The 21,691-nt window shown below is 64.3% G+C and carries 20 protein-coding genes; 10 read left to right on the top strand and 10 right to left on the bottom strand.

All coding sequences use genetic code 11. The features are described 5' to 3' along the window. Positions 1 to 399 precede the first annotated feature (399 nt). The 3 genes from CH256_RS27650 to CH256_RS11280 all read right to left on the bottom strand — a co-directional run bounded on the left by CH256_RS27650 (position 400) and on the right by CH256_RS11280 (position 4,516). Positions 400 to 1,422 carry a hypothetical protein gene (locus tag CH256_RS27650; protein WP_143536558.1) on the bottom strand — a complete coding sequence of 341 codons (1,023 nt, stop codon included), beginning with the start codon at positions 1,420 to 1,422 and terminating at the stop codon, positions 400 to 402. 921 nt (positions 1,423 to 2,343) lie between these two features. After that, positions 2,344 to 3,324 (bottom strand): DUF368 domain-containing protein, encoded by a 981-nt coding sequence (locus tag CH256_RS11285; protein ID WP_094669633.1) that lies wholly within the window; start codon positions 3,322 to 3,324, stop codon positions 2,344 to 2,346. A 277-nt stretch (positions 3,325 to 3,601) separates the two neighbouring features. Beyond that, positions 3,602 to 4,516, bottom strand: coding sequence for an aldo/keto reductase (locus tag CH256_RS11280; protein WP_094669632.1), 915 nt, complete (start codon positions 4,514 to 4,516; stop codon positions 3,602 to 3,604). A gap of 170 nt (positions 4,517 to 4,686) precedes the next feature. On the opposite strand from CH256_RS11280, the gene cynS reads away from it, so the two are divergent. After that, positions 4,687 to 5,136, top strand: a complete 450-nt coding sequence (cynS, locus tag CH256_RS11275) for a cyanase (protein WP_094638222.1) — start codon at positions 4,687 to 4,689, stop codon at positions 5,134 to 5,136. A 9-nt stretch (positions 5,137 to 5,145) separates the two neighbouring features. Here the strand turns inward: cynS and CH256_RS11270 are convergent, their stop codons facing one another. Further along, positions 5,146 to 6,429, bottom strand: coding sequence for an esterase/lipase family protein (locus CH256_RS11270; protein WP_143536557.1), 1,284 nt, complete (start codon positions 6,427 to 6,429; stop codon positions 5,146 to 5,148). 107 nt (positions 6,430 to 6,536) lie between these two features. Between CH256_RS11270 and CH256_RS11265 the strand changes: the two genes are divergently transcribed. Continuing rightward, on the top strand, positions 6,537 to 6,827 hold the full coding sequence (locus CH256_RS11265) for a hypothetical protein (RefSeq protein WP_094669630.1): 291 nt from the start codon (positions 6,537 to 6,539) through the stop codon (positions 6,825 to 6,827). Positions 6,828 to 6,832: 5 nt separating this feature from the next. On the opposite strand, the gene CH256_RS11260 is transcribed toward CH256_RS11265, so the two are convergent. After that, positions 6,833 to 7,816, bottom strand: coding sequence for a phytanoyl-CoA dioxygenase family protein (locus CH256_RS11260; protein ID WP_094669629.1), 984 nt, complete (start codon positions 7,814 to 7,816; stop codon positions 6,833 to 6,835). Continuing rightward, positions 7,807 to 8,619 carry a class I SAM-dependent methyltransferase gene (locus CH256_RS11255; protein ID WP_176460313.1) on the bottom strand — a complete coding sequence of 271 codons (813 nt, stop codon included), beginning with the start codon at positions 8,617 to 8,619 and terminating at the stop codon, positions 7,807 to 7,809. Before CH256_RS11255 ends, CH256_RS11260 begins: the two co-directional genes overlap by 10 nt. A gap of 63 nt (positions 8,620 to 8,682) precedes the next feature. Between CH256_RS11255 and CH256_RS11250 the strand changes: the two genes are divergently transcribed. Beyond that, positions 8,683 to 9,543: a class I SAM-dependent methyltransferase gene (locus tag CH256_RS11250; protein ID WP_094669628.1), complete on the top strand. Its 861-nt coding sequence runs from the start codon at positions 8,683 to 8,685 to the stop codon at positions 9,541 to 9,543. A gap of 108 nt (positions 9,544 to 9,651) precedes the next feature. Here CH256_RS11250 and CH256_RS11245 read toward each other — a convergent pair whose 3' ends face one another. Beyond that, entirely contained in the window at positions 9,652 to 10,548 is an 897-nt protein-coding gene (locus tag CH256_RS11245; RefSeq protein ID WP_094669627.1) for a hydroxymethylglutaryl-CoA lyase, read from the bottom strand. 137 nt (positions 10,549 to 10,685) lie between these two features. Between CH256_RS11245 and CH256_RS11240 the strand changes: the two genes are divergently transcribed. The 7 genes from CH256_RS11240 to CH256_RS11210 all read left to right on the top strand — a co-directional run bounded on the left by CH256_RS11240 (position 10,686) and on the right by CH256_RS11210 (position 19,095). Further along, positions 10,686 to 11,351 (top strand): GntR family transcriptional regulator, encoded by a 666-nt coding sequence (locus CH256_RS11240; protein ID WP_068056015.1) that lies wholly within the window; start codon positions 10,686 to 10,688, stop codon positions 11,349 to 11,351. After that, positions 11,348 to 12,553, top strand: coding sequence for a CaiB/BaiF CoA transferase family protein (locus tag CH256_RS11235; protein WP_094669626.1), 1,206 nt, complete (start codon positions 11,348 to 11,350; stop codon positions 12,551 to 12,553). Before CH256_RS11240 ends, CH256_RS11235 begins: the two co-directional genes overlap by 4 nt. Before the next feature lie 51 nt (positions 12,554 to 12,604). Further along, entirely contained in the window at positions 12,605 to 14,701 is a 2,097-nt protein-coding gene (locus tag CH256_RS11230; protein WP_094669625.1) for a hydantoinase/oxoprolinase family protein, read from the top strand. Continuing rightward, a complete protein-coding gene (locus tag CH256_RS11225) occupies positions 14,701 to 16,590 on the top strand; it encodes a hydantoinase B/oxoprolinase family protein (RefSeq protein WP_094669624.1) in 1,890 nt (629 codons plus the stop codon). Before CH256_RS11230 ends, CH256_RS11225 begins: the two co-directional genes overlap by 1 nt. Further along, a complete protein-coding gene (locus tag CH256_RS11220) occupies positions 16,587 to 17,216 on the top strand; it encodes an isochorismatase family protein (RefSeq protein ID WP_094669623.1) in 630 nt (209 codons plus the stop codon). The genes CH256_RS11225 and CH256_RS11220 overlap by 4 nt, the downstream gene beginning before the upstream one ends. A 170-nt stretch (positions 17,217 to 17,386) precedes the next feature. Continuing rightward, positions 17,387 to 18,601, top strand: a complete 1,215-nt coding sequence (locus tag CH256_RS11215) for an acyl-CoA dehydrogenase family protein (RefSeq protein WP_094638213.1) — start codon at positions 17,387 to 17,389, stop codon at positions 18,599 to 18,601. A 95-nt stretch (positions 18,602 to 18,696) separates the two neighbouring features. Next, positions 18,697 to 19,095, top strand: coding sequence for a VOC family protein (locus CH256_RS11210; protein WP_068056035.1), 399 nt, complete (start codon positions 18,697 to 18,699; stop codon positions 19,093 to 19,095). 20 nt (positions 19,096 to 19,115) lie between these two features. Here CH256_RS11210 and CH256_RS11205 read toward each other — a convergent pair whose 3' ends face one another. From CH256_RS11205 to CH256_RS11195, 3 genes are all read right to left on the bottom strand, one after another. After that, positions 19,116 to 20,624, bottom strand: coding sequence for a protein adenylyltransferase SelO (locus CH256_RS11205; RefSeq protein WP_094669622.1), 1,509 nt, complete (start codon positions 20,622 to 20,624; stop codon positions 19,116 to 19,118). Positions 20,625 to 20,684: 60 nt separating this feature from the next. After that, entirely contained in the window at positions 20,685 to 21,488 is an 804-nt protein-coding gene (locus CH256_RS11200; RefSeq protein ID WP_094669621.1) for an ABC transporter ATP-binding protein, read from the bottom strand. Then, a partial coding sequence (locus CH256_RS11195) for an iron chelate uptake ABC transporter family permease subunit (protein ID WP_143536556.1) occupies positions 21,485 to 21,691 on the bottom strand: 207 nt, incomplete at its 5' end. The genes CH256_RS11195 and CH256_RS11200, both read right to left, overlap by 4 nt.

Below are 21,691 nucleotides of genomic sequence, written 5' to 3'. Positions count from 1 at the left end.
GGTTCGCTCATCCAGAAAGTCGTGGTGACCATGATGATGGCACGGGCCACCGACAGCATGTTTCGACTTGGCCAGTGGTTTGCGAAGAAGGCTTGGCCAATCTCCGGGTCGGCGACGTATCCAAGCAGGTACTCATCCCGAATGGGCAAGGAAGGGATGAATAGGCAGACGCACCGTGTCTGACCGGATGCCTTATCGGGCGTTGGTGGCTGCAAACCTACATGCGGGTGAGCGCGACTGCGAGTACCGGGACTTTTTGGATTGCCATCGCAGGATATGTCCCTGTCGTTGCTTATAATCTGGAATGGTACACGTTGATGCGCCTGCTGAAGGCGTTGATCGAGGGTTCCACGATCGGGGTCCGCACGATGGGGCGCTCGGCCCGTGCTTGGTTGGATTCTAGCTTTCCAGTTGGCCAAGTAAACTTCGCTCCAAGAAACCTTCTGCAGACGGCATGTACTCGTCGATCAGACTGTCCAAAGCTGTTTCGTAAATGTACGATTTGGCAAACTTCACTAGATGTTTTTCCTGGATCTGCGTAACCCACCTCAATCGGTCTTCGACGTAAACTGACATCTTGTCCAATCTTCGAATTGACGCAGCATGGTACTGCAATCGAAGGATTTCGGTGGCCTCATCGAGCAATCTTTTTGAGTCGGCCATCGAGGATGGAACCAGCGCCCGGTGAGGTTTTACCCAGGCGCTCGTAATCAAAGCTGATACCAAGGTATGGACGACTGCTGAAAGTGGCTGGTGTTCGAGCAGGTCGCTACGTGCTGCGTTGCGTAGGGGGGCCAGCGTGGTTCGTGCCAGTGGGGCTGCACGAACGAAATCGTTCTGAACGTACAACTCATGTGCATATCTCGCGGCAACCATGGCGGCGCGGGGACCCGGAATAAGTGACGTCAATTGTAAAAGTTCATCGTCCGAGTATGCATCGAATGCAGTAGCGAGGTGGCCAGTAAGTCCGGCCGGGACCAAGTGCATCAACTCTATGATCGCACGCATGGCAAATGGTTTGAATTTGTGGCCGTTCGCAGACAATGTTGCGGTCGCTCGCCCGAAAAATGCCATAGCGTCCCGGTTGTTTTTCGCGCGAACCGCTAGAAGGCCAAGTCCGAAATCGCATATTGAGATGGAAAGCGGGCTTGAGTAGGCGTGCTTTTGAGAAGAGCTCAGAAGCTCGACTGCTTGTTTAGCCCCGGCAGGCGAAAATTGCAAAACCTTTTCATTCATCATCAAACAATAGTGAGAATAAACTAATTGTGTCGTTGCTTCGGAGCCTTGCGCTTTGTTAAGGTTGATGGCTTTCCCGAGTGTTGCTACCGCTGCATCGAGATTGCCCTGTTCGGATTGATCTTGAGCCATCGTCAAGCAGGCGTAAAGCCAATCATCCCATTTTTGGCTGTTCCCATAGTTCACGTATTTCCCCCGACCATGTAGTGCTGCGCGTGACGCATGAGTTTACACAGGCCAGGCGATGCGGCACGTATTCTGGACTGCTCTATTTGCCGAGGCTCAGGTTGAGTAGGTTGCAAGTTGATTCGTGGGGTTGAGTGGATCAGGCGTGTGCGGACTGGTTGATGGAGTCAAACCCGTCTGCGCCGACCGCCTCGGCGTCTCTTTCACAGAATCTCGCGCACGGAACGAGCGATCAAACCGAACCACGACTTCGCCGCGCACTACCGCTACTGGTCGACGGGACAACTCGCTGAAACCGCTTGACACCAATAGGAGCATCCGAAGCCGGGGCAGTCCCGGTTTGCCTGCTCGTCAACTCCGACCGTATGTGCGTGACGCGGCTCGACTGTATGTCCTCCTACCAATCTCGACCAGCGATCTTCAGCGTTGTCGTTGCGCTGCTTTCAGGGGTTGCGGAGCTCCGGACGAACCGATGTCTACACTTGAATTGTGGAGATTTCGTGGGTCATGAGCGGTGAAGTGGACGGCGCAAGCCGCTCCGAATCGGGCTGCGTCCAGGCGGATTTACTACGGTCTTCAAGGACTTTCGGCCCGGATCTCGGTGTCACGAGCGTGTCACATGTCGGTACCTACGACGGTGGATTCGGATGGTCCCGCTTGGACGATTGACACAGGTCAGAGCCTCTGTGGTGGTTCCATGCGGACGTATCTGGTTGTCTCGCAACATACTTGTAAGCGAGCGGTCAACGGTTCAATCCCGTTAGGAGGCTCTTTCGCTCCGATCCCGCTGCTGGGGTCGGAGTTTTGAGTCTGTGTGGAGGGTTTGCGAACACATACGCCCCTCGTGGGAATTCACGGCACCTGCAGGCGGTGCGGATTCCGACGAGGTGCGTGGATGGTCGGCTACGCCTGCCGTTACGGTCAGGACGTACGCGTGGCTGCCAGTCGCCGCTGAGCGATGGCGACCACAGCGACGACCGCGACTCCGACGGCGAACAATCCCAATGCAGCGGGCCATTCGTCGCCGACGGCCAGCAGTTCTCTGTTCTCGCCCTGCCACGGCCACAGTGCACGCAACGACCCCAACAGCAGGCCGGCAGCGGCGACCATCGCCAGATCGTGGTAGTTCGCCAGCAACCACTCGAGCACCCGAACGAAGCTGACCAACCCCACCAGAGCGCCCAGGGCGAACACAGCCAGGTATGTCAGGTTCCGCTCGTCGACGGCCGTGAGCGTCGGCGCATACAGGCCGATGACAAGCAGAAAGAACGACCCCGAAACGCCTGGCAGCACGAGCGCACATATTGCGATGGTCGCGGCGAAGAACACCAGAATCAACGACGGATTCGACGACTCGACCCCGGGTAACGACGTGAGAACGACAACCCCGACAGCAAGAACGACGAACAGAGCCACGGCAGACAGTCGGGAGCGGATGGTGGGGAAAGCGCCAGGAGTGATCTCCATGAACGGGATCGCCACCGACATCGCGATCATGCCCATGAACAGCGCCTTGGAGTAGACGGGCTGATCCGTGACGAAAGCGGCCATGATCCCCGCCACCGAGAACACCATCAACAGCATGCCGACGCCGACCGTGACGAGCAGCCACCAATCGACCTGACGGACTTCGGCGCGCACGTCGGACCGTGTCACCACGGCCTTGGGGATGTCCGTCAGATGCTTCGCCGACGCGATGGCCCTGGTGTAGATGCCGGTGACCAGGGCGACCGTGCCGCCCGAGACCCCGGGAACCGTTTCCGCCAGACCGATCAGACCCCCGCGCACGACGTTGGCCGCCAATTCCGTCGCCGGCGGCCGCCCTCTGACAACTTCATCGAGTCCGGGTCGATCCTGCTCCTTGTCACCATGGCCGGAGGGCGTCTGCCGGTTCGTCGTCATGTCCGAATCGTCCCAAACGCTTCGACGCCACGTGACACCGGCTCGACAAGCGCGGGTACGACCCATCGCAAGCGAGCGGTCAACGGATCGATCCGGTGAGGAGGCTCCGCGCTCCGATCCTGTTGTTGCGCTCGCGGCACCCTTCGCAGCAGATCAGCTCCTCCGTTTCGGATACCCGACGCCGATCGGAGTCGGGTATCCGAAACGGAGGAGCTGATTCGAGGCGGCCGAGCCCGCAGCGGCTGATTCGGTCCCGCGAGGAGGCTCTACAGAGCCGTCATGTCCATGCCATTCGTGATCGGTTGTCCCAGTAACCTTCCGGGTCTTCCGCAAGTTTCAGATCGCTCGCCGTGATCAGTTCGCGGTCGATCGACAGCGCGGCGATGTTCTGCTCGAGTTGCGTCACAGTCGCCGCACCGGAGAGCACGACATCGGCCCACGGTTGCGCGAGTGCAATCGCCAGTGCGACTGCGTCACGACCGACCCCGGCGGAATCCGCGACCCTGGCGAGTGGGGAATTTTCTGCCACCAGTCGGCCGTTGGCCATCGCCTCTTTGACGACGACGAACCAGCCGGCCTCGTGCGCACGTTCCAGGGCGGGGCCGACGGACGGCTCGAGCGGGTTCCACGTCGACTGCACCGAGCTGAACACTCCGATGTCCAGCGCTGCCTGCACCACGTCGGCTTGATGCGGCCCGCTGGTGCTGATGCCGATTCGGGTGCCGCTGTCGGCAATGGCGCGCAGATCATCGAGCAGTGCGGTGTCGCTCAGAGCTGGACTGTCCGGGGTGACGCTGTGAATCAGGTAGTGGTCCGGCGCGCCGCCGAGATCGCGCAGGGTCTGGGGCCACTGTTCGGCCAAGCGTGCAACCGAGTGCTCTTTGACCTCGTGTTCTGCGGCGCCCCGCTGGAAATCGGCGACGTAGGCGTAGCCCCATTTCGAGCCGATCGTAAGGTGCTCGCGCCGATTCGGATGCCGAGACAGCCAGCTGCCGAGGAAACGCTCGGCCAAGCCGTAGGACCGAGCGGCGTCGAAGTGTCGAACTCCGCTCTCCCACGCGGCGTCGAGTACCGAGTGGCACAGTTGTTCCAGGGCTGCCGGATCGAATCGGCCGTCCACAGCTTTCGAGTGCCCGATCGTCAGGTACTCGGGACGTCCGAGTGCGGCAAGGCCGAGGCCGAGTTGCGTCATGTCGTCAGTACTTTCGTTGTGTCCGTGCCGGAAACAGCCACCATATCCGTGATCGGACAGGGCCCACGTGGTCGATGCCAGATGTTGCGAGACGGCTGTATGCCGCTGAGACTGGAAGTCCAGGCCCAATCGGGTGTGCGCTTGTAGAACGACTACGAAGGAGAGAGCCGTTGACCGACTTTGCAGGTAAACCGTTGATCGGTGAGATTCGACTGGCACGTGTGCGTGCCGGATTGAGTTGGGCCGCTTTGGCAGAAGCCATCGACATGCCGGTGGCCTGGACGGTGTCGGCACTCTACGGACAGCATCCTCTGAGCGTCGCTCATGCCGATGTGCTCGCCGAGAAGCTCGGGATGCCCGAGGGCTCGTTGTTCGAGCTGACCCTCGCTCCTTATCGCGGATCACTCGACATCTCCTCGGACCCCACGGTCTACCGATTCCACGAGGCGTTGGAGGTGTACGGACCCGCGCTCAAAGAACTGATCGCCGAGGAATTCGGCGACGGCATCATGAGTGCCATCAACTTCACGATGAACATCGAGCGACGCCCACACGAGGACGGAGATCGCGTCGTGGTGACGTTCGACGGGAAGTTCCTCGACTATCGATGGACCGAATAGGCCGAAAATCTACAGCCAGGTGGCCGATTCGGAAGACGGGCCGGCCAATGCGCGTCGCATCCAGCCGTACACCCGCTCGTCGTTGAGCAACGTGAAGTGGTGCGCGCTGTTGATCGCCAGACCATCGTCCGGGCGAAGTCCTATGTCGCGCAGTTTGTTCCGGCCGCCGGCGCTGTCGGTACGGACGAGGCCGTCGCCGACGAAGATCCCTACCGGGTGTCGAGGGTTTCCGGTGACGACCGCGGAGGCGTGATGATGCCGAACCCCCTCCGGAACCGAGATGTCCGCGGCTGCTCCGACGTCGAATCCGTCGGCATAGCTGGGATGTCCCTCTGCCTCGGTGATCGATCCGTGGACCAGGTCGCGGATTCCGGCGCTGCGACGCGCCAGGAGGTTCGCGAACGGCCGGGTCTCGGGCGCGAGGGCCAGAGCCGCGACGGCGAGATGTACGCCGTGTGCGAGTGGCGCACCCAGATGTGGTGTCCCCAGGGTGAATACGTCCGTCAACAGGTCCACCCACCGGCGGCCGGTCTCGGCAGCGTGATGAGCTGCGCTGCGCGAGACCAGGCCTCCCATGGAATGGCCGACCAACGTGATCCGGTGCACCCTGACAGGCCATGCCGTCACGAGCTTTTCCAGTAGGTGCGACAGCTCGGCACCGTTCGCGGCGATGCGACGTCCGGTGTTGTAACGCAAGAAGATCGAGGTGGTGTCGGCTTCGGAATCCAGCCGCTCCCCGTACGTGGGCCGTCCACCGAGCCGCCACGCGGACTCGGTCTCGACGAGCCCGTGCAGGAACAGCACCAGGTGCGCTCCCGCGTCGGGGAACGCCGCAGCCAGAGCGCGGTACTTCGGGAGCACCGGGCGTCCGTCGACGCGTATCGACATCGGATGGGCGAGGACCCGGGCGGTCCGCTCCATGTCGTCGCCGATCAGGCCGTGCAGCACCGCGATGGTCTGGGCACCGAGGACAGTGTGCGACGGCGACGGGCGATGGTCGTCCTCTGCCGCTTCGTCGCCGTCGGTCACGGCACCGCCGGTCAAGGCGCCGACAGCCTTGGCTGCGCCGCTGCACGCGGCCACGATGCTCGAGTAGGTGCCCGCGGCGATCGCGTCGTGCATCAGCTGTGTCGGTAGAACCGCGGGACCGACGCCGAGCCGCACGGCAGCGAAGGTTCGTCGCGCGATTGCCGAGTGAACTGCGCGAACACCACCCGCGGCCGACGCCAGTTCTCGAAGGGCGAGCTCGCCGAGTTCGCCCAGCTCCTGTGTGCGCTGAGTTTTCGTCCCCACCGTTTCCAGTGTACGTATGTCCACTGAAATGGGTCGTCAGTTCTCGAGGACACCACCCGGCCGCTGTGTAACTATTGTCCGATATTTCCCCTCGAACAGGAGAGTCGATGACGGTTGGACGACTTCCGCTGAAAGTGGCAACGATCGCGGCATTGACGGCTGCAGGGCTGTTCGTCGTGCCGGAGGTAGCGTCGGCCGCTCCTGCCTTCGATCCGAACAACGACGGTGCGGTCACGGTCGGTGAAGTGCTCGATGCACCGCTGTTCCCAGCGTCCCTGGCTCCGGGGTTCGACAGCAACGGTGACGGTGCACTCAGTATCGGCGAAGCGTTCGAGGGCAGAATCCCCACCAACCCCAAGCGGTGTCTGATGGTGGAAGATGGGTTCATCTGCCCGTGACCGGTTCAGTCTCGGCGACCGACCACCGGGTTCAGTTCCGAGGCCGCGAGGCCGCCGGGCTCCACGCCGGGTAAGAATTCGCGCCAGGTGCCGCTGATCAGCGTGGGCGACTCCACAACCCGAGCCCCATCGGCGAAGTAGGTGGTGGCCAAAGCTCGGCGTGGCTGTGTCGTTCGGTTCGGCCCGGCGGTGTGGAAGCACAGCGCGGAGTGGAACGACACGTCGCCGACTGCGAACGGCTCGGACTCCACCGCAACGCCGCGGTCGACGAAGCGATGAGCGACGGCCTCGTCGTACGACGTGCCGACCTTGTCGAACTCCAGGTCCGCAACCTCGTTCAGTACCTCTCGGCCGCGAGCGAACGACAGCGGACCCATGCGGCCGGGGATGGCCGACATCGGCATCCACGCGGTGACCGCCTGGACGGTCTGCAGTGGGAAATGCTCCGCGTCGTGATGCCAGGGCGTGCGTCCACAGCCGGGCTCCTTGGACAGCGCGTTGTCGTGGTAGAGCCGCACGGCCGGCTCGCCCAACAGCGCCGTGGCCAGCCCTCCGATCCGGGGCGACAGCGCCACCGCGCGCATCAGGTCGTCGTGCAACCACATCTGCTCGAGCGCGGTGAATCGGCCGGACACGTTCTCGCCGTGCTCGGCGCGTAGTAGCTCCTCGAGGCGTTCGGCGAGGCGTCGGACAACGGCAGGCGACAGCACCGCGGGTAGCCGGACGAAGGCATCGCGAGTGAAGGCTTCGACCGCTGCAGGGGCGAGGTCGTACGGCTCGGCAAGCTCACGCTCGACTTGCTCGTCCGTGGCCGCGTCGACGTCGGGTAGGCCGGGCCCGTCGACCAATTCGGCGGGTGCGGTGTCGTTGGCGGCCAGCGTGACGTACCAGTCCCACCAGTCCTGATCGTTGCCGGCCCAGTCCTGATCGATGCCGCCGTCGCGGTTCTGCTCGGGGAGCCGTTCGTTGGTCGACGGGTTCACAGCCACAGCAGCGCCGCCTCGTGGGAGAAGGTGTAGGAACCGGACTTGTCGCGGCAGGAGGCGAGGTAGTCGCCCAGCACCGGTGCGGCCTCCATCTCGTCGAGCGACACGGAGTCGTCGAAGGCGCAGCGCTGCAGAAAGCCTTCGGCGACAGCGCGATCCGATGTTCCGGTGGTGTACGTGACGCGCTGGTCGCGCACGTCCGCGCCCGCTCGAATCAGTGCGTCGCGCACCTGCTCGGCCGTCGTGTACGGCGTTGCTTCGCGCACGCCGGCGCGGAAGGCGTCGTAGAACGCAAGGTAGTGGGAGGACGCCGTGGCCTGCGCGACCAGGCCGAGGCCGCCGGGGGCCAGTGCAGCGACGAACCGTTCGGCCGCGCTGTCCAACTCGGCCGGCGGGAGGGCGTACAGCGCGTGGGTGGCCCACACGATGTCGTACCCGCTCCGATCGGCGGGTAGGTCCTGCAGGGTCATCACCAAGTCGTCCCGAGGCACGAACGGAGCACCGAGCGCACCACGCGCCTCGGCCACCGAGAACGCAGACGGGTCGAGCAGGTCGTAGGCCAGCTCGGGCACCGCCGACAGATCGGTGTAGCGGCGCAGTGCAGTGGGGAACTTGCCACTGCCGCAGGCCACGTCGAGCAGCGACCAGCCCTCGTGCGCGTGCTCGGCGAGCAGGGCGGGCCAATCGGCTGCCAATGCGAGCTGGTGATAGTCCTCGGTGGCCAGGGCGTAGAACGCTTCCATGCCCCTGCGTCCGGCCTCGCTCCAGTGCTCGAGACTGCGATCGGCTGTGTCTCCGCTGCTCACGCGATTCCTCCTAGGAAGCCGACCTCGATGCACCGGATGGGGCGTCGTGGTTGACTCGGTCCAATGTCCAACATAGCTCCGACTTCGTCGACCGACACCGCGGCCGTGCTCCTCGACGGGTTGCGGGCGGCGCGGCGTGGCGCGGCGGCCCTCGCCGGTCTCGACCCCGGCTCCTACGCTCGCGGGCATGCCGCCTTCGAGTTCCTCTCCGACCAGCGCGGCCTCATCGCCGAGCACCTGTCCGGGCGGCTGGCCAGGGTGGGGGATGGACCGATCTCGGTGCTGTCGGTGGGCTGCGGTGACGGTTCGCTGGACGTCCGCCTCGCCGCGGGGCTGATGCAGCAGGTGCCCGGCCGACCGGTGCGATACGTCGGCATCGACCCCTGGCCCGGGAGCGCGACGTTGTTCGCCGCCAAGATGGCCGCCCTGACGGCCGACGAGCTCGACGCCGACGCGTACGTCGCGTCGTTCGACGACGTCCCGGTGGACGAGACTTTCGACGTCGTGATGTTCGTGCACTCGATGTACTACGTCGCCGACGTGGGGGCAACCCTGCGCGGCGCGCTCGACCTGCTGCGGCCCGGCGGCGAACTGTGGGTGGCCGTTGCACCGTCGGCCGCGCTCAACGCTCTGGTCGGTGTGCTCGCCCCTCCGCTCGAGGGCCACCGGCAGTGGTTCAGTGCCGACGTCGACAAAGCGTTCGTGGACAACGGGATTGCTCTCGACGACTCGGTCACGCTGGACGCGATGGTCGACCTCTCCACCGCGATCGACGAGGTGCTGGACTTCGCGGTGCAGGCCCGGCTGACCCCGGAGCTGCGCGGGCCCGTGCGGGCCTACCTCGACGCGGTCTCGGTGCCGGGTGCCGATGGCAGGCCTCGGGTGCCGCACCCGGTCGACGTGTTCGCCGCGACCCGTCGTTGAGAGATCGTCGCCGCGGATCAGCTCCCCGGACCCGGATATCCGACGCCGATCGGAGGCACATATCCGGAACTGGGGAGCCGATGCTCGGGGTGTCGACGACAGGCAGCGTCACTCGCCGGGGAAGCCTCCGGCCCGTCCGAGTAGGGCCGGCACCTCTTTGCCCAGTGCACTCCCGAGCCACGCCGCGGCATCGACCAGAACCTGTTGGTGCACACAGGTTTCGACTCCGGATCGATCGAGTGCATAGATCAGGTCCTCGGACGCTATGTTGCCCGTTGCCGCGGGGGCGAACGGGCAACCCCCGAAGCCGCCGATACTGGCATCCAGCGCTCGCGCACCCGTCTCGAGAGCAGTCAACGCATTGGCGTAGCCCGTGTTCCGCGTGTTGTGGAAGTGCCAGCGCTGTGGGATTCCCGGTGCTCGTTCACTCGCAATATCGGCCAAGACGCGGACCTGTGCCGGCACGCCGACGCCGATGGTGTCCGCCAAGGCGATTTCCGACGGTCGGTCGTCGGAGAACTGCGCGAGAATCTCGCCCACGTAACGAGGATCGACTTCTCCGCTGAACGGACAACCGAACGCCGCCGCGATGGTGACGGTGGTGGCCAAGCCCGCGGATCCGGCGTCTCGAATGACATCGCGCGCAGTCGACACTGCTTCTGCGACAGAGCAATTCTGATTTCGCCGGCTGAACTCCTCGGATGCGACGACCACCACGTTGACCTCGTCCACGCGTGCGTCGATCGCTCTGTCGAGTCCGCGGCGATTCAACACGAGGCCGATGTAGGAGACGTCGTCGCGTCGTTCGATCCCGGCCATCACCTCCTCGGCCCCGGCCATCTGTGGCACCCGGCGAGGGTTCACGAAGCTGACCGCTTCGATTCGCCTCGCTCCCGCTGCAACGCTTCGGGCGATCAACTCGATCTTCTGATCCACCGACAATGCAGTCTTCTCGTTCTGCAATCCATCACGCGGGCCCACCTCGACAAGTTGCACAGACGTCATCCCACGATCCTTCTCCCCGCTCTCGTTGTATGCAACACCTGTGTTTCTTTCGGAGAAAATTTGCGATTCTCGTGGACAGGAGGTGGGGATGGTCCTAAGTTGTGAACAACCAGCCCATCTTCGATCGGAGGCCTTCAGTGGCCAGAGCCGTGGATCGTGTGTATTCCCACCTCCGGGAGGGGATCATTGCGGGCACGTACGCGCCCGGTGCCAGGCTGGGTGAGGTCGATATCGCCGAGCTGACCGAGACCAGTCGGACGCCCGTTCGTGAGGCCCTGCGGCAGCTGGAGATGGAAGGGCTCGTCGAGGTGGTTCCGCATCGCGGAGCCCGTGTGTACACCTGGACTGCAGACGATCTCGAGGAGATCTACGACCTGCGTATGACGCTGGAGGCCATGGCTGCCGCTCGCGCTGCTCGTCGTATCGAGGAGAAAGACCTCGACCGGCTGAGCGAACTCTGCGATCTCATGGAATCGTCGGCGGCCGGAGACGCCGGCCAGAGGCTCGACCTGATGGCGCAGTTGAACGACGAGTTCCATGCCATCGTGCGTACCGCCGCCGCCAGCACGCGCCTGCTGACGATGTTGAGCGCGGTCATCCAACTCCCCCTCGTGATGCGCACCTTTCACCGCTACTCGCCTGCCGATCTCTCCCGCAGCCACGCACACCATCGAGATCTGGTGGCCGCGTTGAGAAGCGGAGACGAGATCTGGGCCGACTCGGTCATGCGGGCGCACGTCCGCGCAGCGAAACACGTTCTACTGCAATCTCTCACGCCCGACGAAGCCAAGGAGTCCGAATGAGCGAGGCCGCAACAGGGCCGTTGTCAGACCTACGAGTAGTCGAGATGGGTCAGTTGTTGGCAGGACCGTTCTGCGGACAACTCCTCGCAGATTTCGGAGCCGAGGTGATCAAGCTGGAGCCGCCGGGCAAGGGTGACCCGATGCGGCAATGGGGTCGGGAAAAACCCCACGGCAAGTCGCTGTGGTGGCCGGTGGTGGCGCGGAACAAGAAGTCGGTGACATGCAACCTCCGCACCGAAGAAGGACAAGCGTTGGCGCGCAACATCATCGGTAAGTCGGACATCGTCGTCGAGAACTTTCGCCCCGGCACTCTCGAGCGATGGGGGCTAGGGTACGAGGATCTGCGCACACTGGACCCACGCCTGATCATGGCCAGAGTCACCGGCTACGGCCAGGACGGGCCCTACTCTCCCCGCGCCGGGTTCGGCTCGATCGGTGAGGCGATGGGCGGAATCAGATACGTGACGGGTAATCCGGATCTGCCACCCTCTCGGGCCGGAATCTCGCTCGGCGACTCCCTGGCCGCGGTGTTCGCGACGATCGGCGTCCTCACGGCCGTGCACCACAGGGAGCGAACGGGGCGTGGGCAACTGGTGGATTCGGCGATCTACGAGGCCGTGCTCGCGATGATGGAATCATTGCTCCCGGAATACGAGATCGGCGGCTACCAGCGCGAACGCACCGGATCGGTGCTGCCGAACATCGCGCCGAGCAACGTCTACCCCACGAGGGGTGGCGAGATGATTCTGGTTGCCGCGAACCAGGATTCGGTGTACGCCCGTTTGGTCACCGCAATGGGGCGGGCCGATCTCGTATCCGATCCCCGGTACGTCGACCACGCGTCACGCGGGGTGAACATGGACGAACTGGACGACGTCATCTCGGCATGGACCGCAGATCTGGGAACCGACGAGGTTCTCGACATCCTCCACGAGGCCGGTGTTCCCGCCGGCCGCATCTACACCGCTCGCGATATGTTCGACGATCCGCATTTCGCGGCCCGCGACGCCATCGTGCGCCTGGCCCATCCCGATTTCGGCGAAATCCCGATGGCGGGCGTCGTGCCAAAGCTCAGCGACAGCCCCGGAGCCGTCCGGCATGCAGGACCTGAACTGGGAGAACACAACTCGGACATCTATGGATCGCTCCTCGGTCTCACCGAGGCCGAACGGGCTGCGCTCGTCGACCGCGGCATCATCTGAGCTCGACCGCATCGTCCTCACTCACCGCACCGCACACCACCGGAGATCATCATGCGCTATCGACTCGGAGTCGACGTCGGCGGAACTTTCACCGACGTTCTGCTTCTCGAAGAAACGACCGGTACCACCTACAGAGCCAAGACTCCGTCGACGCCGGCCGATCAGTCCGTCGGGGTGTTGAACGGCATCGACAAAGTGTGCTCGAAGGCCGGCATCGAACCGTCGGAGATCGATCAGGTGCTCCACGGCACCACGGTGGCGACCAACGCCATCCTGCAGGGCCGGGGAGCGCGCGTCGGACTCGTCACCACGGACGGGTTCAGGCAGGTCCTGCAGATCGCCAGATCGTACGTACCGGGAGGGTTGGCGGGATGGATCATCTGGCCGAAGCCCGAACCGCTTGCAGCGCTGGAGAACACCGTCGAGGTCGTGGGTCGTCTGGCGGCGGACGGCTCCGAGGTGACGGCGCTCGACGAGAACCAGGCGCGGGGTCAGTTGCGTCGCCTCGCCGGTGCCGGTATCGAAGCGCTGACGATCTCGCTCATCAACTCCTATGCGAACGACGCACACGAGAAGAAGATCGCCGAGTGGGCTGCCGACGAGCTCCCGGGCATTCCGATCTCCATCTCCAGTCAGGTCCTGCCCGAGATGCGGGAGTACGAGCGGACCCTGACCACCGTGGCCAACAGCTACGTTCAGCCCGAGGTGTCGCGTTACGTACGCAATCTCGACAACTCGTTGCAGGACAGGGGGATCAAGGCTCCGCTGTCGATCCTACGAAGTGACGGCGGACTGGTGCAGTCGGCGAAGGCATCGGAGGCGCCGGTGTCGTTGCTGTTGTCGGGTCCGGCGGGTGGGGTTACCGGGGCCGTGTGGTTCGCCGAGCAAGCCGGTTTCTCCGACTTTCTCACCTTCGACATGGGCGGGACGTCCACAGACGTCGCCCTCGTGCTCGGTGGGCAACCACGTATCGGCCGTGAGACCAAGGTCGGCGACCTCGCCGTCCGCGCGACGAGCGTGGACGTGCGAACGGTCGGTGCCGGTGGCGGTTCCATCGCGCACGTGCCCGAGTTGACGCGAGCATTGAGGGTCGGGCCGCAATCGGCCGGGGCCGACCCCGGGCCTGCCGCCTACGGAAAAGGCGGAACCGACCCGACGGTGACCGACGCGAACGTCGTTCTCGGTTACCTCCCGGCCTCCTTGGCGGGCGGGGAGGTAGATCTCGACGCCGACGCGAGTCGCACCGCGGTGGCGACGATCGCCGAGGCCATCGGCTTGGCCGGTCCGGAGGAAGCCGCATCCGGAATTGTCGACATCGTCAACGAGAACATGTTCGGCGCACTGCGATTGGTCAGTGTGCAGCAGGGCTACGACCCTCGCGATTTCGCACTCGTCTCGTTCGGCGGTGCCGGGCCGCTGCACGCCAACGCGCTGGGTCGACTGACCGGGTCGTGGCCGGTGATCGTCCCGCCGTCGCCCGGGGTCCTCTGCGCGTACGGCGACGCCACGACGTGTCTTCGGGACGAGGCTGCGCGCACCATGGTTCGTGCCTTCTCCGACATCGACGACGCCGAGTTGCGCACAGCTCTTGCCGAATTGGCCGATGCGGCGTCGGAAAGGCTCTCGTCCGAGGGCGTGCCAGCAGACCAGCAGACCGCTACCTATCAGGTGGACCTGCGCTATCAGGGTCAGGGTTTCGAGATTCCCGTCGACCTCGACGCGTCCGCCCTCGATTCGGGGGAGCTGTTGTCGACTCTCGGCTCTGCCTTCGACGCCGAACACCAGCGACTGTTCTCGTTCCTGCTCAAGAACGAACGCGAGGTCATCAACCTCCGAGTCACGGTCAGTGGTCCACGCCCCGAGGTGGCGTTCCAGCCGTTGGAGGACGGTGGCGACGATCCATCCGCGGCGCTGATCACCACGAACGACGTCTGGATGGACGGGCAGTACGCAAAGGCAGGCATCTACGACCGCTCGAAACTGTTGGTAGGCAACGTCGTGACGGGTCCGGCAGTGATCACGGAGATGGACTCCACCACGCTGGTGCTGTCCGGACACACGGCCACGGTCCACCGCAGTGCATGCCTTCTCATCAACCCCGTCGGCACCGACGACACCCATCGCACCACTCGACTGCAGGAGAGCTGATGGCCACCATCATCGAGACCTCGAAGACCCCGTTCACCACGGTTCCCGTCGACCCGATCACGCTCGACATCATCGAGAACGCCCTGCGAAACGCCCGTGCCGAGATGGACGAGGTCCTCTTCAGGACGGCACTGTCGCCGGGTATCCGCGAACAGCACGACGAATTTCCCCTCATCGCCGATCCGAGCGGCAAAATGGTGGTCGGGCAGTTCGGCCTGTCCGTTCCCGACTTCCTCGACAACTTCTCCGGCACCGTCGGCGAGGGCGACATCCTGCTCACCTCCGATCCTTACGCGTGTGGTGCTGCCATCAGTCACGCCAACGACTGGCTGATCGTGTTGCCCATCTTCCACAGCGGACGGGTCGTCGGTTGGTCGTCGATGTTCGGGCACATGGCCGACGTCGGGGGTAAGACGCCGTCGTCCATGCCGACCGATGCACACACCATCTTCGAGGAGGGCGTCGTCATCCCGCCCTTCAAGCTCTACAGCGCAGGCGAATTGAACGAGACCGCCCTGGACATCATTCTCAACCAGGTGCGCAAGCCGGACTGGAACCGAGCAGACCTGAACGGACTGGTCGCAGCGTGCACCACCGCGTCGCGGCGCATCGTCGAACTCTGCGACCGGTTCGGCGTCGACGTGTATCTGTCGGCGCTCGACGCGTTGCTCGACAGGAACTATCAGGCCATGAAGGTGCTGCTCGCGATGCTGTTCGTCGACGGCGAGACCATCGAGTTCAGCGACTTCATCTGCGATGACGGATGTGGTTACGGCCCTTACGAACTGACCATCGAGCTGACCCGGCACGGGGAGAAGATCCACCTCGACTTCAGCAAGGCGGCACCGCAGGCCGTCGGGCCGATCAACTACTTCATCAACGAGAATCTCGTACGCATGTTCTTCGGCATCTACGTCATCACCGTGGCCGACCCGCAGATTCTGTGGAACGACGGCTTCTATCCGTTGATCGACGTGACCATTCCAGAGGACTCGTTCTGGAAGCCGCGCTATCCGGCTGCACTCAACGGCCGCAACCACGGAATCGGCCGTGTCTTCGACCTTTTCGGTGGGCTGCTGGGTAAGAACAACCCCGAGATTCTCAACGCCGCAGGCTTCTCGTCGTCGCCGCACTTCATGTACTCCGGTCACTACGACGGGGGCGCGCGGGACGGGGAGTGGTTCCAGCTGTACTCGATCGGATTCGGAGGTATCCCCGGTCGTCCGATGGGAGACGGGCCGGACGGTCACTCGCTGTGGCCGTCGTTCGTCAACATCCCCTGCGAGTACCTCGAGTCCTACTATCCGCTGCGTGTCGAGCGGTGGGAGACCGTCACCGACACCGGCGGGGCCGGGCTTCATCGCGGCGGCAACGGCGTCGACGTGGCGTACTACTTCGAGGAGCCGGGCACCATCGCCATTCACGACGACCGGTGGCTCACGTATCCGTGGGGTGTCAACGGCGGTAAACCCGGTGCGAGAGGGAAGAAGTGGATCGTCCGAGCATCGGGTGAGGTCGAGGTGTTGGCCAGCAAGATCCACGAGGTACCGGTGGGACGAGGCGACGTGCTGCACTTCGTCACGTGGGGCGGCGGCGGTTGGGGCGACCCGCTGAAGCGGGATCCCGAACTGGTCGGTCTCGAAGTTCGGCGGGGTCTGGTCAGTACCGAGGGTGCCCGCATCGGCTACGGAATCGTCTGCGATGCCGACGGTGTCGTCGATTCGTCCGCCTCCGAGGCCGCGCGCAGTGAGATGTCTGCCGCGCGCGGGGAGATCGCAGTGTTCGACAAGGGGCCGTCGATCGAGAAGATCCTCGAGCGGTGCGAGGCCGAAACCGGATTGCCCGCCCCGCGTCCGCCGGTGAACGTCCGTAAGGCAGTGCGCGCGTGAGCGACACGCTCGGGTCGTACCGGGAGTCGGGATTTGCCGGTGAGCTGGGCCCCGGCCGTAACCCGGCGGTTCTGGTGGTCGACATCGTCGCGGCCTACCTGGTGGACGGCTCGCCCCTGCGTGCCCCGGTGGAAGCGGCAGTAGAGGCTGCGGCACAGCTGGTTTCGGTCGCACGATCAGCCGGTGTTCCGGTTGTGTTCACCCGGGTCAGCTATCAGCCCGGCGGAACCGACGGCGGGCTCTTCACGACGAAGATTCCGGCTCTGACGGTCTTCGAGGAGGGCTCGGAACTGGGCGAATTTCCCGTCGACCCCCGTCCGATCGCCGGGGAGACCGTGGTGACCAAGCAGTATGCAAGTGCGTTCTTCGGTACCTCTCTGGCGGCCACTCTCACCGCCCGCGGCATCGACACGCTGTACATCTGTGGGTTGACCACCAGCGGCTGCATCCGTGCAAGCGCGACCGACGCACTGCAGCACGGTTTCCGTCCTCTGGTGGTGGCAGATGCGTGTGGTGATCGGGAGCCGGGCATGCACGAGTCGAACCTGCTCGACCTGCAGGCCAAATATGCGGACGTCATCGATCTCGCGCAGGCAATCGGCCAGTTCGGGTCGTCTTCTGGGTGACGGCTGTTCGAGCCACAGATGAAGATCAGCTCCTCGGATTCGAATACTCGACGCCGATCGGAGGCTGAGATCCGAAACGGGAGAGCCGATGTGGTGGGACGGTTCCGTCCTGCCAGGAAAATCCCGTCGGTTCGGACGAATCGATCTACCCATGGGGGGATAGTGGTTCCATGGACACGCTGAATCCCGATGTACCGGACGACGTCTTCGCGGACGTGTTGAAGCAGATCTCGCAGTTCGTGCGCTCACGTGTGGTTCCTCGTGAACTGGAGATCATGAACAACGATTCGATTCCGGACGATCTGCGACAGCAGGCCGCGGAGATGGGTCTGTTCGGCTACGCGATTCCGCAGGAGTGGGGCGGTGTGGGCCTGAATTTGATTCAGGACGTCGAGGTGGCCATGGAGCTCGGTTACACCTCGCTGTCGTTGCGATCGATGTTCGGCACCAACAACGGGATCGCCGGGCAGGTGCTCGTGGGGTTCGGTACCGAGGAGCAGAAGGCGACGTGGTTGCCGGGCATGGCAACCGGCGACGTCGTTGCGTCCTTCGCGCTGACCGAGGACGGGGCCGGGTCGAATCCAGCGGGGTTGAAGACGACGGCGACGGTCGAGGGCTCGGGTTGGGTGATCAACGGCAGCAAGCGCTACATCACCAATGCGCCGATCGCGAACATGTTCGTCGTCTTCGCCAAATTGGACCCGAAACCGCAGAGTGGCAACGGTATTGCAGTATTTCTGGTCCCTTCCGACACGGCCGGCATCGAGGTGGGCGTCAAGGACGCGAAGATGGGGCAGCAGGGCTCGGGCACTGCCGACGTGAACTTCACCGACGTGCGCGTCGAGGCCGATGCGTTGGTGGGCGGCAACGGCGACGCCGGAGTGGAGCCTGCGGAACGACCCAAGATCGATATCGGGTACAAGGCGGCTATGACGTCGTTGGCGCGGGGGCGGGTGCATATCGCGGCGTTGGCCGTCGGTCAGGCGCAGCGTGCCTTGGACGAGTCGGTGGCTCATGCCGCGTCGTCCACTCAGGGCGGGGAGCCGATCGGCAACTTCCAGTTGGTGCAGGCGATGATCGCCGATCAACAGGTCGGTGTCATGGCGGGCCGGGCGATGGTGCGTGAGGCGGCGCGGGCGTGGGTGCAGGAGACCGATCGCCGTATCGCGCCGTCTGCGGTGAAGCTGTTCTGCACCGAGATGGTCGGCCAGGTCGCCGATCTGGCTGTTCAGATTCACGGTGGTGCCGGGTACATGCGTGAGGTGCCGGTGGAGCGCATCTACCGTGATGTCCGGCTGCTTCGGTTGTACGAGGGGACCAGCGAGATTCAACGACTGATCGTCGGCGGCGGCCTGATCAGAGCCGAACAGAAGCGGACGTCGTGAACACAACCCCGCCGAACGGGCAGTATTGCGCTGATCTCGGGTGGCACACAGACGTCGGTGCCTAACGTGGACGGGGACGACGAAAGGACCAGCGCATGTCGCACTTCCCCGGCCTCTCCCACGTGGCCGTGACCGTATCCGATCTTGCCGCCAGCACCGAGTGGTACTCACGACTGTTCGATGCGTCCCCCGTACTCGACGAGGACGAAGAATCCGGCAACTATCACCACACCGTGTTCGCGCTCGACGGCGGAATGCTGTTCGGATTGCACACCCACGGCGACGCTCAGGTTTCCGGTGCCTTCGACGAGAAGAGAACGGGCGTGGACCACATCGCGTTCGGCTGCACACAGGACGACCTGGCGTCTTGGGTATCGACGCTCGACCGACTCGGCATCGCGCACAGCGGTATCGAACACGCACACTACGGTTCCGGAATCTCGTTCCGTGATCCCGACAACATTGCCCTCGAATTCTTCGCTGCGCCTGCCTGACCGCGCTGCCCGTCACATCTTCAGGTCCCGCAGAAGGTCCGAAATCCGGCGCTGAAGTTCGCAGGCGCGGGCAGGGCGTACTCGGACCGTTCGTCGCGGCGGTCGAACGGTGTCGTGACGACGTCGAGCAGACGCTGGACAGGCGCGAGATCGCCCTCGGTCGCGGACCTGAGTGCGGCGTCGACCAGATGGTTGCGGGGAATGTAGGCGGGGTTGACGCGATCCATCCCGTCGGCGATCGATGAATAGTCCTGTCCCCGCGCCGAAACCGCTGTCCGCCAACGCTCGAGCCACTCCGCGGACGCGTCCGGTGGAACGAGGGAGTCGAAGGGCGACGAGTCTCCGCGCAGGTTTTCGGCGAGGGCACGGAAGGTCAGGGTCCAGTCGGCGCGGTGGTCGGTGAGCAACCGATGCAGTTCGTCGACGAGCGCCGCGTCCGCGCCATCGTCTGCCAGGCCGAGCTTGAGGGCCATCGCGGCAGAGTAGTGCCGGCGGTAGCGTTCCCCGAACGTGTCCAGCACCGCGGTGAGAGCCGTGATGGCGGTATCGGGCGTCGAATCGACCAGGGGCAGTAGTGTTTCGCCGAACCTGGCCAGATTCCACCCGAGCACTGCGGGTTGATTGCCGTAGGCATAGCGTCCGCCGTGGTCGATGGAGCTGAACACCGTAGCCGGATCGTAGGAGTCGAGAAATGCGCACGGTCCGTAGTCGATGGTCTCCCCGGAGATCGTCGTGTTGTCGGTGTTCATTACACCGTGCACGAATCCGACCGACATCCACTGCGCGACAAGCGATGCCTGGGCTTCGACGACAGCCTCGAAGAAGGCGAGACAGCGCTCCTCGACCGGCAGCTCGAGCAGTTCCGGATAGTGGCGGGCTATCGCGTAGTCGGCGAGGGGCTGCGTGAGCCCCTCGCGCCGAGCCGCGAACTCGAAGGTGCCCACCCGCAGATGGCTCGACGCGACCCTGGCAAGCACTGCCCCGGGCTGCGGACCTCCTTCTCGCACCACCTGTTCACCGGTGGTGACGACGGCGAGCGAACGTGTGGTGGGAATGTGCAGCGCGTGCATCGCTGCGCTGATGAGGTACTCGCGCAGCATGGCGCCCACTACCGCTCTCCCGTCGCCCCCACGCGAGAACGGGGTAGCGCCGGACCCCTTGAGATGCAGATCGACTCGATGGCCCCGATCATCGCGCAGCTCGCCGAGCAGCAGTGCTCGGCCGTCCCCCAGCAGGGGAACGAAATTGCCGAACTGATGACCCGCGTACGCCATTGCCACAGTGGCGGATTCGGCCGGAGGAATCGACCCGGACAGCACACCGGCTGCCTCGGCCGTGCGCAGCGACGTCGGGTCGAGCGCGAGAGACCGAGCGAGGTCATCGTCGAGAATCAGCACCCGAGGAACCGGCGCGTGGGTGCCCTGCCACGGCACTGTCAGTCCAGGAACCTCGTCGGCGAAGGTCGTCTCGAACCCGAATGCGGGCAGGCCCGTGGTCGGTACCGTCGGTTGCGGCGAGGAGTCGGTCATGACAGAAGGATTACCACGAATCTCCGTACCCAACCCTGAGGGCACAGCATCGCGAACCTTTCAGGTGCCGAGTACCCGGCGGTTGTCCTCGAACAACTCGTGCACGGTGCCCGCATCGAAGCGGATGTGTACGCGCCCGTCGCCGTCTCCGGACACTCGCGCTCGCACCTCGTAGACCTCGGCGATCAGTTCCTCGGTCAGCACCTCCGCGGGTGTGCCGCCTGCGACGACCCTGCCGTCCTTGAGAACCAGGACCTCGTCGCAGAACATCGCCGCCAGGTTCAGGTCGTGGAGCGCGACGACGCTGGTGATCGGCAGGCGCGCAACGAGGGCCAACAGCTCGAGCTGGTGATGGATATCGAGATGGTTGGTGGGTTCGTCCAGCAACATCTCGCGGGGCTGTTGGGCGAGTGCGCGAGCGATGTGCGCCCGCTGCTGCTCACCACCGGAGAGCGTGCGCCACAATCGATCCGCTTTGTCGGTGAGTCCGGTCTGCGCGAGTGCATCGTCCACGGCGTCGTCGTCCAGGTCGCTTCCACCGAAAGCCCCGCGATGCGGGATGCGTCCCAGACGCACGACGTCTCCGACCGTCACGTCGACGTCCGTGTGCGCGTGCTGTCCGACGACCGCGACCGCGCGGGCGATGTGTCTGCGCTTGAGCGAACCGAGCTCCGCACCGTCGAGTTCGACGACACCAGCGGTGGGTGATGCGGCCCCGGCCATCAGGTGGAGCAGTGAGGACTTACCGGAACCGTTGGGGCCCAACAGTCCCACCATGCGACCGGGCCCCGGATGCAGGGTCACGCCGTCGACCACCAGGACGCCACCGCGCTTCCAGGACACGTTCGATGCGTGCAGTGTCATCGAATTCCCCTCCTTCGAGCCATGATCGCGATGAAGGCCGGAACGCCGACCAACGCCGTTCCGACGCCGACCGGAAGTGGGGTCGGCGCAAACGCGACCCGGGAGACGGCGTCGACCCACACCATGAAGATCGCGCCGATGACGGCAGTGGTGGGCACGAGGCGGCTGTGGTTGGGCCCTACCAACAGTCGCGCCGCGTGCGG

Source organism: Rhodococcus sp. 05-2254-6 (assembly GCF_002258565.1).
Classification (GTDB): Bacteria; Actinomycetota; Actinomycetes; order Mycobacteriales; family Mycobacteriaceae; genus Rhodococcoides.
The sequence above is the reverse complement of the archived record's forward strand: the minus strand, read 5'-3'. Positions and strand labels throughout refer to the sequence as shown.